The sequence below is a fragment of the Mesorhizobium sp. M0830 genome (genome assembly GCF_040319965.1).
In the GTDB taxonomy this organism is placed as follows: domain Bacteria; phylum Pseudomonadota; class Alphaproteobacteria; order Rhizobiales; family Rhizobiaceae; genus Mesorhizobium.
Map to the genome: position 1 here is coordinate 60,430 of NZ_JAMYOR010000008.1, position 13,196 is coordinate 73,625.

General features: G+C 58.9%; 10 protein-coding genes. 5 read left to right on the forward strand and 5 right to left on the reverse strand.

Annotated features, from left to right (window positions below):
- Positions 1-64: 64 nt before the first annotated feature.
- The 5 genes from NKI20_RS07445 to NKI20_RS07465 all read right to left on the reverse strand — a co-directional run bounded on the left by NKI20_RS07445 (position 65) and on the right by NKI20_RS07465 (position 6,366).
- Positions 65-1,096 (reverse strand): GlxA family transcriptional regulator, encoded by a 1,032-nt coding sequence (locus tag NKI20_RS07445; protein ID WP_352829504.1) that lies wholly within the window; start codon positions 1,094-1,096, stop codon positions 65-67.
- Between the two features lie 81 nt (positions 1,097-1,177).
- A complete protein-coding gene (locus tag NKI20_RS07450) occupies positions 1,178-1,870 on the reverse strand; it encodes a cobalamin B12-binding domain-containing protein (RefSeq protein ID WP_352829506.1) in 693 nt (230 codons plus the stop codon).
- Positions 1,871-1,962: 92 nt separating this feature from the next.
- Positions 1,963-3,612, reverse strand: coding sequence for an ABC transporter substrate-binding protein (locus NKI20_RS07455; RefSeq protein WP_352829507.1), 1,650 nt, complete (start codon positions 3,610-3,612; stop codon positions 1,963-1,965).
- 53 nt (positions 3,613-3,665) lie between these two features.
- Complete coding sequence (locus tag NKI20_RS07460) at positions 3,666-5,207, reverse strand: trimethylamine methyltransferase family protein (RefSeq protein ID WP_352829508.1); 1,542 nt, start codon at positions 5,205-5,207, stop codon at positions 3,666-3,668.
- A gap of 250 nt (positions 5,208-5,457) precedes the next feature.
- Positions 5,458-6,366: a LysR substrate-binding domain-containing protein gene (locus tag NKI20_RS07465; RefSeq protein ID WP_352829509.1), complete on the reverse strand. Its 909-nt coding sequence runs from the start codon at positions 6,364-6,366 to the stop codon at positions 5,458-5,460.
- Positions 6,367-6,503: 137 nt separating this feature from the next.
- Between NKI20_RS07465 and NKI20_RS07470 the strand changes: the two genes are divergently transcribed.
- From NKI20_RS07470 to NKI20_RS07490, 5 genes are all read left to right on the forward strand, one after another.
- A complete protein-coding gene (locus tag NKI20_RS07470) occupies positions 6,504-7,859 on the forward strand; it encodes an NAD(P)/FAD-dependent oxidoreductase (RefSeq protein ID WP_352829510.1) in 1,356 nt (451 codons plus the stop codon).
- Positions 7,860-7,876: 17 nt separating this feature from the next.
- A complete protein-coding gene (locus tag NKI20_RS07475) occupies positions 7,877-8,749 on the forward strand; it encodes a dihydrodipicolinate synthase family protein (RefSeq protein ID WP_352829511.1) in 873 nt (290 codons plus the stop codon).
- A gap of 1,056 nt (positions 8,750-9,805) precedes the next feature.
- Positions 9,806-11,077: an ABC transporter substrate-binding protein gene (locus NKI20_RS07480; RefSeq protein WP_352829513.1), complete on the forward strand. Its 1,272-nt coding sequence runs from the start codon at positions 9,806-9,808 to the stop codon at positions 11,075-11,077.
- A gap of 75 nt (positions 11,078-11,152) precedes the next feature.
- A complete protein-coding gene (locus tag NKI20_RS07485; RefSeq protein ID WP_352829515.1) occupies positions 11,153-12,214 on the forward strand; it encodes a dehydroquinate synthase/iron-containing alcohol dehydrogenase family protein in 1,062 nt (353 codons plus the stop codon).
- A gap of 140 nt (positions 12,215-12,354) precedes the next feature.
- Positions 12,355-13,188, forward strand: coding sequence for a helix-turn-helix transcriptional regulator (locus NKI20_RS07490; protein WP_031250987.1), 834 nt, complete (start codon positions 12,355-12,357; stop codon positions 13,186-13,188).
- Positions 13,189-13,196 lie beyond the last annotated feature (8 nt).

Here is a 13,196-nt window from a genome sequence, read left to right on the forward strand (position 1 = left end):
ATGATTCCTAACGGCCGAATATGCGTGTCTGTGGGCCCGCCGAATTGACCGTCACGGCTGAAGATCAGGATCGACAAGCGCTCGGATTCGCGCCGAACGCTTGGCGGAAGCACTTCGAGAAATGTGATGCCGACGCGAAACCGCACGCGATGGCGATCTCGACCACCGGCAGTTCTGTCTTTTCAATGAGACGCTTGGCGCGGCTAAGCCTCAAATGCAGGTAGAACCTCATGGGAGACGACGTAATCGACCGCTGGAAAAGCCGTTCGATCTGACGCTGCGAGCGGCCGACGCATTTTGCGATGTAGCGGAGCGGCAGCGGGTCTTCAATATGCTCCTCCATGATTTGAATGACGTCTGCCAGCGACTTGCAGATGCCGGTTTCACCAGCGTTGATGGTCGATTGTCTGTCCGAAGCGGGGCGCCAATGCCCGGCAGTCGTATGTCGGCAGACAGCCAACGCGATGTCTCTGCCAAGGCGCTCGCTGATCAGCTCCATAACCAGGTCGAAGGACGCGAACTCTCCTGCGCAAGTCAGGAGGAGAGGATCGCGAACGAACAGTTGGTCGGTAACCTGCAGGCGGCCAAACTTTTCCGAAAGGGCGGCCCTCTGGTTCCAATGGATTGTGCAAGCGGTATCGTCGAGTAATCCGCTTTCCGCCAGCAGCCATGTGGCGGTACCCAACGCCGCGATTGAAACCCCTTGCCGCTTGCAAAGCCGAAGAATCTTCGTGAGGGAAGTCGACATCTGCTTTTGGACCGGCTCGCCCGCGCAGACGATGACCATGCTTGGTCCCTTGCGGGACTGAATGCATTCTCCAGTGCCGGCAAAATTACCGCCGACCGAAAGGATGAACCCGCTGGCGCATTCAACTGGCTGGCCATCCGGGCTCGCAATCGTCCACTCGAAGGCGGATCGGCCGGAGATGGAATTCGCAAGGCGAAGGGGATCCACGAAGGACGAAAGGCCGAGCTGGGAAAATCCTGGTAGTGCAAGAATAGCCAGTCGGTACACGTCTTGGGTGTCGATCACCTGCCGGCTGGGATTCCATCCCACAATCCGTGAAGGGTCTCCCGCTGAAAATGGCGCATTCATAAGGTCATACATCCTCGTTGACGGTCATCAACATCGAGCGGGCGTTGGCACCAGTGTCTTGCAGGATGGATACCGCCGCCATCAGCCGCGGACGTTGTGCTTGCGCTTCATGAAGTCCTTGGCGGTTTCGACTGCCACAGCCGCGTCGCGGCAATAGGCGTCGGCGCTGACGGCCTTGCCGAATTCCTCGTTGAGCGGCGCGCCGCCAACCAGCACGACATAGTCGTCGCGAATGCCCTTTTCCTTCATCGTGTCGATGACGACCTTCATGTAGGGCATGGTCGTGGTCAGCAGCGCCGACATGCCGATGATGTCGGGCTGGTGCTCTTCAATCGCTGCCATGTATTTCTCGACCGCATTGTTGATGCCGAGGTCGATGACGTCGAAGCCGGCGCCTTCCATCATCATGCCGACGAGGTTCTTGCCGATGTCGTGGATGTCGCCCTTGACGGTGCCGATCACCATCTTGCCCTGCTTGGGCGCGCCAGTGGCGGCGAGCAGCGGCCGCAGGATGAACATGCCGGCCTTCATCGCATTGGCCGACAGCAGCACTTCGGGAACGAACAGGATGCCGTCGCGAAAATCCTCGCCGACGATGCGCATGCCCTCGACCAGTGCCTCGGTCAGCACCTTGTAAGGCACCCAGCCGCGCTCGAGCAGGATATTGGTGCCTTCCTCGATCTCGTCCTTCAACCCGTCATAGAGGTCGTCGTGCATCTGCTGCACCAACTCGTCGTCGGAAAGCTCGGAAAGGATGATCTCGTCGTCGGCCATGTCGGGTCGCCTCACGCATAGTTCAAAGGAGGTCGGTACCCCATGCTCGATGGGGCACCGACCAGGCTTCCGGTTGGAGCCTTGGGAGTCTGCTAGGCTGCCAGCCAGACCTTCTGCAAATCCATCTGGAAAGTCTGGTGGATTGCATAGTTCTGAACTTTTTTGTTCATGTGACCAAAGAGGCTCTGCCAGAACGGCTGGATGATGACCCCAGAATCCTGAAGCACATCTTCGATGTCCTTCATCAGTTCCTTCCGCTTGGTGGCGTCGCTGACCGAGAACGCCTTTTTGAGCTTGGCATCGAAGTCGGGGTTTGCGTAAGCAGTCTCATTCCAAGCCTCGCCAGTGCGATAAGCCAGCGCCAGGACCTGAACCCCGAGCGGCCGCATGTACCAGACGGTCAGCGAATAGGGATACTTCGCCCAGTCGTTCCAGAAAGTCGAACCCGGAAGCACCGTGCGCTTGACCTTGATGCCGGCCTCTCGAAGCTGCGCCGCAATGGCGTCACCGGTGTTCTTCTGCCAGTCTTCGTCGATCGAAATCAGCTCGTGCTCGAAGTCGGCATTTCCGGATTCAGCAATGAGTTTCTTCGCGCCCTCGACGTCCCGGCTTTTCTTAGGCAGGGCAAAATATTCCGGGTGGATCGGGCTGACGTGATGGTTTTCGCCGACCGTTCCCCGTCCTGCATAGCCGAGTTGAAGGATAGTGTTGTTATCGACCGCCATCTGCAGCGCGTTACGGACCTTCTTGTTGTCATATGGTTTGTTGGTCGTGTTGGTGCGGCACACTAGAGTCGTTGCGGTAGCGACCTCCGATTTGACCACGTCCATCTTGTCCAGGATGTCGATGAAGTCAGCCGGCGTCTCCATATTGACGTCGATCTCACCGGAGTCGAAGGCAGCCACCGTTGCCTGGAAGTCGGTGCCATAGTCGATGAATTGCACGCCATCCAGCAGGGCTTCGCCGCCCCACCATTTGCCATTCTCGCGGCGTTTGACTTCAGCCTTGCTGCCGACCGCATAGGATACCAGTTCGAATGCCCCCGTTCCGATCGGCTTTGCGACCGGGTCAGCGCCGTCGGAATCGAAACTGCGATGGACGATCAGTCCGGGGTAGTCGGTGAAGTTCGCGATGATGGCGATATCCGGCTCGCTCAGCTTGAGCTTGACGGTATGGTCATCGACCTTGACGATCGCTCCATCTCTTGCCTTGCCGGTCTTGGCATCGATCAGCCCCCCGACGCGCGCGGCCATCGAATTGCCGGAGACGCCCTTCTCGCACCAGCGGGTGATGTTGAGGACTACGTCATCGGCGTCGAAAGCGTCGCCATTGTTCCAGGTAACACCCTTTCGGACATGGAAGACATATTCGGTGGCATCGTCATTGACCTCCCAGCTTTCCAGCAGGACAGGTTCAAACGTGAATTCGTGTGTGTAGCGAACCAGCGGCTCGAGCCAGCAGCGAGAAATGTTAGCAAGTTCAACCCAGTCATAGGTACGTGGGTCTTTCTGCGCCTTGACGGGCATGGACACACGTAGGGTCCCGCCCTTCTTTGGCTCGGCGGCGCTTGCGGGCTGGGGCAATGCTACGCCAATCAAGCCGTAGGCCATTGCAGCCGAGGCGCCGAACGTGCTCGCAAGCGCGAGAAATTCGCGCCGGTCCATTTGTCCCGCTTTGACTTCGCATGCCATCTTTTCGATGGCAGCCGGAACGCGATTCCCATTGCTTCTGAAGAGTCCCATTTTCTTCTCCCTTGGTTTTCCCGGATGTTGATTGCAGGCTCGTGCGCGGGCCCTTAGGCGAGGCTTGGCGAGATTTCCTCCTGGCGTTGCGCCACGAATGCATCGAGTTCCTCGCGCACGGCTGGATCCATCTGCGGCTGCTCGTAACTCGCGATGATCGATTTCGCCTTCTCACGGCAGCGCTGCGCCATATCCTTGGAGCCTTTGACCTTCCACTGCTCGTAGCTGAGGTAATCGAGAATCTCCGGCGCGAAGAATGCGTCCTTGAAGCGCTTGAGCGTGAAGGAATCTCCGAGATAGTGGCCGCCGGGGCCGATGCGCCGCACGGCCTTGAGAGCGTCGTCGAAATGCTCGAACGAAATCCCCTGCGCGTATTTTTCGATCAGCAGGTTCTGTTCGGCATCGGCGACAAACTTCCCCATGCAGCATACGAGACCGGCCTCGTCCCAGCCGCCCGCATGCATCATCAGGTTCGCGCCTGCACTCGCTCCCGACATGTAGGCGATCGCCGACTCGTATCCGGACTGAGCATCAAAGGTCTTGGCGGACGACTGGGATGCAGTCGTGCGCCACGGCAAACCATACCGCCTTGCCAGTTGGCCGATGACGGCGTTGATCAGGGTGACTTCGGGCATGCCGGACATCGGGGCGCCGCTGCGCATCGACACCGAGACTGAATATTGCCCATAGATCATTTTGGCGCCGGGCCTGACCAGTTGGGTGTAGGCGAGCGCTGCGAGTGCCTCGGCGTTCAACTGGGCGATTGTGGCCGGGATGTCGGCGGGAGTGTTTGCGGCGCCGAGCACAAAAGGCGACAGCAGGACGACCTGGTTCGCCTCGACGAAAGCGCGGAGCCCTTCCAGCATGGTCGAGTCCCAGACAAGGGGCGAGTTTCCCGATACGTGACCGAGCATCACCGCGTTCTGATACATAAAGGCCTTGCCGTGGACGATCTGCCCCATGGCGATCGAGTCCTCGGCTCGCTGCTTCCCGGTCGTCAGACCGAAGAACGGCATGTTCGTTTCCACCAGGCTCGAATGGTTGATGTGCAGATGGCGCCATGGAACGGCGATGTCGGTCGGCTCACAGGTGAACCCGCCCGCGATATGGAACCCAGGCAGCATCTGGGTCAGCCGGTTCATGTTCCGCAGGTCCTCGATCGTGGATGCGCGTCGCACACCCTCAAGATCCCGGACATTTGGCGCGCCTTGCATGGCGCTGAAGGTCATGGTGTCGGGCGCGATCTCGAAACGCTGTGACGGATCGCGAGAGGTCATCTCAAAGCGGGATGGCGCCTTCGAGATGAGATGCATCAGCATCTCGCCATCGAGGCGCACACGTTGGTCTTGGACATCTGCGCCAGCCTCCTTCCATTGCCGGATCGCCGTTTCATCCCGGAATTCGATTCCGATCTCGCGCAGGATCGCCAACGAAGCCTGGTGAATGCGCTCAAGCTGCTCGGCCGTGACGGCCTCCACAGGCCGAATGCCGTACTTGATGGTCGAGACGCGAGGCCTCTTCTCTGTTTCCCGGGCAGCTACGACCGACGCGCGTCCTCCGCGGCGTCGGATTACGGGAGTATCGGTGTCCATCATCGCGTTTTCCCAGGGGGCGCAAAAGGTCCCCGCCAACAGAAGTTTCTTCGGTCCGCGTACGGACCCCGCTCATTGACCTTGATGGTAGGGGTCAACGATCATTCTGAGAATGTGCAAAAGGTTTCGCTGGCGTTAAACTCAGTTTATACCTGGGTCGACTGCGCAGGCCCTCGTTACCTGGCAAGGACCCCCGAAAGGCGACGCGGCGGGGGGTGGGTACGGGAACCGAGGCAGCGTTGCCGGCAGCCGTCTAAGGGCGCAATTCCTTCGAGTGAGCGAGGAACCAGTCTACAAGAACCTTGGACCTCTTGTTTTTGCCCGGATCTTCATTGGACAGGAGGAAGAAGGCGCGGTCGGTCTTGATCTCGGTCGCGATGGGTCGAACCAGCAGCCGGTTGTTGAGCAATTGTTGGGCGGTCAGGGACCATCCGAGCGAGATTCCTTCGCCTGCAAGAGCTGCCTGAAGCGTCAGCTGATAGTCATTGAATACAATGTTCGGTTTAGTCTCGCTGGCATCTCCGCCTGCGAGCGCGACCCATTCGGGCCAGCTCATGCGCCGGCGAAAGGCATCGGACGAATGAATGAGCTGGTGTCGAACCAGCTCATCGACGCTCTGAGGAGCGGGATGCGCCAGAAGATATGCGGGGGAGCAGACGGGGAAAATGATCTCGTCGCAGACGAACCAACTGTTGGTCCGATCAAAATCCCGTGGTCGCACCCACACGGTAACGTCTACTTCGTGGTCGGGCTCGATATCCCGATCGGTGGCGACAACCTTGATCTTAACGTCGGGATGCTCTTCCTGGAAATGATAGAGCTGAGGCGCAAGCCAATGTGCCGCGAGGGATGTCGACGCCGCAAAAGTGACGTACTTCGTACCGCGATCGGAGATGGTCTCGAGCCGCTGTTCCAGACGGCGGAAGCTGGTGCGCACCTCATCGTAGAGCTGCCTGCCTGCCTCCGTCAGCTGCACTCCTCGATTATCGCGGGCAAAGAGTGCGGTCCCACAATGCTTCTCGAACATCTTGATCGAGTGCGAGACACTCGGCTGCGTCACGTTGAGCTCGCTGGCTGCATTTTTGAAACTTAGGGTTCGGGCAGCCGCTTCGAAGACAAAAAGCGAATGCGTCGAGGGCATCAGGCTGCGAAGCTTTGACATGAAGCAGTTCTATATCAGACGCTATCTTTTCCGTCTACGAAACACCCGCCAAGCGGTCTATTCCAAACAGGACACAACGCGACCGCCGATCGTAGCTAAGGCTTCGTCACCGGCCGCCCTAACCCAGCGAGTTGGCAGTGGATTCGTTCAACCAAACCATGACGAAAGAGCGCAAAGTCGTTCAGCCACCCCATCCCGAACCGACTATGTCCGGTTGGTACACTACGTCAGGGCCGGAGTTGGTGCTGCTACCTCAAGAAGGCGACGTTGCATGTGACTGCCTGGTGATTGGCGGCGGCTGGATGGGGCTTCACGCGGCCCGTCGATTTGCCGAACTTAACCCGCAGTCTTCGGTTGTCTTGGTTGATGCCGGCCGCATTGGCAACAATGCATCCGGACGGTGCATGGGTTTCGTCATCGATCTCGCGCATAACCCTCGGAAGCGCGATTTCGTCGAAGACATCAAAGGGAACAAGGAAGAGCTGTTCGTTAACCTGGACGGGATCGCCTACATCCGAAGCGCTGTCGAAGAGCATGGGGTCGATTGCGACTGGGACGCGCAGGGAAAATACCACAGCGCGGCCACCGCTCACGGCGTGGAGGACCTGCACCGCTTTTCGGAGGCGCTGGATAAGCTTGGCCAGAACTACAGCTGGGTGGAGACCCCCGAAATCCAGGCGATCACCGGCAGCAAGCACTACATCAAAGCCTTGCATCATCCCGGCACCGTCTTGGTCCAGCCTGCGAAATATCTCCAGAATACGACAAGAAGCCTGCCCGCGAACGTCACGGTTCACGAAAACACCCCCATCGTGGCGGTGCAGTTCGGGGCACCGAAGCACGTCTGCGAGACCCCCACCGGAACTATCAGGGCTTCGAAGGTCATCATCTGCGCGTCAGGCTATCTGACGAAGTTCGGTTTCTTCGATAACCGCGCCATACCGCTGTACACATTTGCGAGCATGACACGACAGCTCACCGAGAGCGAGCTTTCGCAGGTGGGGAACAAGAGAGCCTACGGACTTATCCCAGCCAACAGCTTCGGCACGACGGTTCGTCGCACGATCGACAACCGGCTTTTCCTTCGCAACGTCTATTCCTATGCGACGGACTTCAAGACCACCACGCAGGACGTGATGAAGGCTCGGGTGCAGCAGCAGATCGCATTCGATCGGCGGTGGCCGGAGCTCTCGTCGATGGGCTTCGAGGCCAGTTGGGGTGGTCTTCTTACTCTCGCGCAAAATGGCGGAATGGTCTTCGGCGAGTTGGCGGAGAAGGTCTACGGCGCCGCATTCTGCAACGGTACAGGCGTCGCGCGAGGAGCTGCCTTCGGCAAGGCCATAGCCGACCTGGCGTCAGGGCGATCGTCGCCGGTAGTCGACATCCTCAAGACGCGCGCAAGTCCCAGCAAGCCCTATCCCAAGCCTGTCACAGCGATGGGCGTTCGAATCGTAACCGCGGTCCGTTTCCGACAGGCCGGAGCTGAAGTCTAGATACAACGAGAGAGATCATGGCGGACCTGAAGGGCATAAATCTGGCAATGCAAACACCGTTCGATGAGAATGGTGCGATCAACTATTCGATTTTCGAGGATCTGATCGACAAGTACCTCGCCGCAGGTGTTCACGGGCTGGTGCTTGGCGCAGGGACCGGGCAACATCCCTATCTTACCGAGGCCGAGTGCAACCGCCTCTACGAAGTAGGCGCAAAGCGAATAGCTGGTCGCTGCAACGTCATTTGCCAAACCTCCGCTTTGAATATGGACGAAGTCATCAGAAGGTCGCGTCACGCGGAGTCCGTCGGCGCCGACGCATTGATGGTGCTGCCACCCTACCTGGAGGGTCCGAGTGATGAGCAGGGAATCTTCGACTTCTACAAAGCGGTCGATGCTGAACTAGGTATCGACCTGGTCGGCTACAACATCCCACAGGCCACCGGCATTTCGGTTTCACCACAGCTGTTTGAGCGCCTGAGCCAGTTGAAGAACTTCAACTACATCAAGGACAGTGCAGGGGACTTTACTGTCCATCAGGAATACCTGCAGACAAGCGGCACGGTCCTCAATGGCTGCGACACCACCACACTCTACGCGTTGATGGCCGGGGCACGCGGCGTCATATGGGGCGGTGCGAATTACATGCCTTCTGAAGCGGTCGAGCTATATAGATTGGTGGACCGCAAGGAATACGAACAGGCGCTAGCGCTCTGGCAGCGCATGTTGCCCTCGTTGCTCTTCATCTGGAGGTCGCCCTATACGCCGTCGGTACTTCGAGCGGCGCAACTGCGCGGCTACGGAACAGGAAATGTTCGCAGCCCATTGAGAAAGCTATCGGCAGATCAGGAAGCGCAGCTTCGCCGTTCGCTTGAACCTTTGGGCGTCTAGAGCGAAGAGAGGCGAGGGCTTCGTGAGAATCGTTCATGTTGGTGCGAGTGGCGTGATCGGCAAGGCCGTGTCGGCCGAACTCGGCAGACGGCATGATGTCATCGCTGTCGGTCGAAGCACCGGCGATTCCCAGGTCGATATCGACAATCCTTCGTCAATAAGTCGAATGTTCAGTCAGATTGGCGAGTTCGATGCCCTGGTATGCACAGCGGGCAGGTGTGGACAAACCGGGAAACTTAGCACCGACGGTCTGCATTTGGGTATGTTGCGAACGCGATGGCGGCTCCAGACGATGATGATCCCGATAGACTATCGACGTTCGCCTTAAGGCGGAGGCGGGACCGATTCAGGAAGGAATTGCGCGATCTCCTAAGTATCGCCGATCCGACCGAGTTCCTTCAATTGGTTTGGTCGCTTGCGTCGCTGCACGAGGGAGAGTTCGGCCGCGCGCGCCGCTTCGGCCCAGACTTTAGTCTACCGGAGATGGAGCTAGCGAAGGAACGTTTTCGCTTTGCGCCCTGGCTCCTCGAGACGGCTTGCTGAAGTGAATTCCCAGCGGCAATTGCATCGACCAGTTGCGCTTCCGCCTTGGACCTGACCGATGCCGCACTCGCCGACCTGGCGGCCATCCCCGCCGCCGAATAGCATCGCCGCCTGACGACCTAGACTAGCGGTCAACCAGCAGCTTCCTGACTTTAGCGAGGCGGGTCAGAATCCTGACCCGTCAGCGCTAGCCACTCGAGATACAGCGCAACGTCCCGCTGAGTCTCCCAGACCTCCGTCGCCACGGGTTCCGGCATGCAGTCGAACAGCGAACGGTTGGCGCAAAACATTCGAGCGGTTCGGGCGAACCGACCTGAGCTGTCAAGGGCCCGTGGATATTCCCCCTCAGGTTTCCGAGGCGACGAGTGGTGCGGGTATAAACTAGGTCGCTGGGATTCAAGAATCCGACGCTCGGCAATGACTCGCCACCCTCGGCGCTTCTCCTGCGCTCGAAGCTGGTTGACGCTTCCTGTCCGCTCGCAATGACAAAGAGCGTTGTTCAGGGAGGTTATCGTGACAAGATTCTATAGACAGGCGGTATCGACGCTTGCCATTTCTACGCTCGCTATCGTTGCCAGCGGAGCCGGTCATGCTAAAGCCGAGGCGCTGAAGGTCGGCATTCTGGCCACGTTGGAAGGAACCTACACCCTACTCGGCCAGGATGGCGTGCGCGGCATAGAAGTGGCGCTCGGCGCTGCCAAGAAAATGGCTGGCGGCCGAGAGATCGAGACGATCGTCGCATCCACCGATACGACACCTGACAGTGCCGTTCGGGCGGCACGCAAGCTGATCGAGCAGGACGGCGTCCAGATTATCATCGGACCGGTTTCCGGCTCGGAAGGCATTGCGATCCGTGACTACGCCAAGACCAAGCCCGATGTCACCTTTATCAACGGCAGCTCTGGCGCGATGGAAACGACATACGTGGATCCTTCCGCGAACTTCTTTCGCTTCAACACTGACGGCGCGCAGTGGTCCGCAGGACTTGGAAAATACGTATATGACAAAAAGGGCTACAAGACCGTGGCGACGGTCGGAGAAGATTATTCCTTCATCTATACCCAGGTCTTCGGCTTCGTGACGGAGTTTTGCGGCGCCGGCGGCAAAGTTGCCAATCGGTTCTGGGTTCCGCTCGGAACGAAGGATTTTGCCTCAATCATCGCCGCGCTGCCGGACGATGTCGATGCGATCTATCTGGGGCTGGGAGGCGGCGACGCTGTAAACTTTCTCAACCAATATCAGCAGGCCGGCGGCAGCGCCAAGCTGATCGGCGGCACGATCATGGTTGACGGCACCGTGCTGACCTCGCAGGGCAAGGCCAAGGAGGCCTTGATTGGAACCCCATCGTCTGGACCGCAAGCCGATACCTGGAACGACCCGAAATGGCAGGCCTGGGTCAAGAAGTACCAGGACTTTTTCCCTGCCGACAAACGTTTTCCAACACCGTCGCTGTTTGCGACGACATACGCGAATGCGACCAACGCCATGCTCCAGTGCCTTGAAAAGACTGGTGGGGATCTCTCCGGCGGTCAGGCTAAGTTCCGCGAATGTCTTTCGACGCTCACACTGGACGCGCCAAACGGACACATCACGCTTGACAAGAACCGCCAAGCGGTGGGCTCGAACTTCGTGACCGAGGTGGCGCAACTCGCCGACGGGAGCCTCGCCAACAACCTGGTCGAGAAGGTCGACAACGTCAGTCAGACTCTCGGCATCGATCCGGCGGCCTTCGCCAAGATCGGCTTGCCGAGCCGCGACGTGCCGGAGTGCAAGGCGTCCTACTAAGCCATAGCCAGGCTGCCTCAAGCGCCGGTCGCGACGTGCGGCCGGCGCCGCTCTAGATGACGCGGAGATGCCTAGATGACGCTGATCACATATTCTTCGCGCGTGCATTTCTCGGACGGCATAACAGAAGAAGCGATTTTCGCGGAATTTGAAAGTTCCGGCATTCACCGCCCCATTCTTGTCGGGGACTTTGCATCTCTCAGTCCGCAAGTTTCAGAGCGGCTGATCGCAGCATTGCCTGCCTGGCGGCTCGGGAGTGCATTGGATATGCCTGTTGACGCCGCTGGCGCTGCCCTAGCCTCCAGAATAGTCGAAGCATTTCGTGACAGACGCGCAGATGCACTGGTTGCAGCCGGCTCTTCGCGAGCACTTGAGATCGTGCGACAGGCACATCAAGGATTTCGAAAAATTGCGGGGAGGGGTCTGCCGCCAATGCTCTTTATCCCTTGGGTGTATGGCCTTCCAGATCCACAAGACCAAGCGGCACATTCAGGGCGCGAACAACATCCCGAGCTCAAAACGTCCACGGTGATCATTCTCGACCCGACCTTGACGAGCGACGCAGACCGACACGCGACCGCATCGGGCTTGGCCACGGCGCTGTCGCGCGCCATCGAGGCCTTTCTCTCGCCGGCGTTTCATCCTCCGGCCGACGGTGTCGCGCTAAGCGCTGTCCGCTCAGCAGCCCGCGCGCTTCGAACGATCGACCAACGCGCCGACATTGGCTGGCGCCGAGACGCGATGGCTGCGAGTTTCGGTGCAACCCTTGCGCAGGAGAAAGGCGCTGGTCCGGTACAGGCGCTCGTCTATGCGCTGTCCAGGCACTTGAAGGGACCGGCGGATGGAGGTGATCTACGGGCGGTCCTGCTGCCGCGTGTCTTGGCGGTGAGGAACATTCCGGCCGAGCAGGCGCGACTGCTCAAGGAGGCACTCAACCTCGATGGCGATGCCTTGATCGCAGAGGGAATTGCAGAGCTTCTGCGTCCTCTAGGCTTCCCACAACGGTTGTCGGATGTCGGTATCGCTGAGACGAACTTGGAACTCGCGGCCATAGATGCAGAAGAAATGGTCCATCTCTGGCCTCGAAACGCGACCCTCATGGCGGGCGCGAAGTCGCTGCTGGCGGCCGCTCGTTGACTTCCAGCGGTCTTTTTTCGTTACTGAGCGTCTGATCATCGTGCTGTTTGGCTTGCGTTGCGAGGAGTTTCTCTTGCGCGGCAAAGAAAACAGGCCACACTCCGAACCTGAAAAAGAGTATGGCATCTGGGAGGAATGTCATGAGCGAGGCTTTGGCCGTCAGCCATGCCGCTTTTGGGCGAGCAACGTTATATCGCCTCGATCGGCCCATCATCGTACATGCCCATCGCGAGGGGCATCTGATCTTCTATTTGTCGGAAGCGACAGCCCGAATGGCAGTCGGCGACGCCAACGTTTTGCTCGATAAGAGCACAGTCGTTGCGGTCAGCCCCTGGGAGCCGCATAATTTCCAGGTCGATAGCGCGTGGGCTGGCGCGGCGTGCATATGTCTGGTGCTCTACATCAAGCCCGTTTGGTTCCTGGAAAATGCGCAGTCAGCCGAGTACGCATTGAGCTTTGGCCGCTCCGACATTCGTGTCACGCCATCCCTCTTGCATCTTGCCATGCGGCTTGCGGCCGCGCTGAGAGACGGCATCGAAGATGTCGACGTCGAGCCGCTGTTTTTCGAAGTCACCCGCCTTGCGTACCAGCTCTCCTGGGAAGACGGGCAAACGACGTTGGTTCGACCCCATCACACGAACGCGCTTTGTGACTTTCGCGTCAGGCGATCACTGCGCTTGCTCAAGGAATTCGTCGGCGACGAGATCGAAATAGAAAGCGTCGCGCGGGAAGTGGGGCTTTCGCGTCCGCATTTCTTCAAGCTCTTCAAGCAACAGGTCGGGATCCCGCCGACCATGTACCTAAACACACTGCGCAGCGAGCGGGCGATAGAAAGCCTCATCACAACGGACCGCACAGTCGCCAACATTGCCGACGACCTCGGCTTCTCCAGTCAGGCCAGCTTCAGCCGTTTTTTTGCGGCCAACGTTGGCATTCCGCCGTCCGAGTATCGTCGCGTCGCTCATCACGTTTGAGCCGCAGC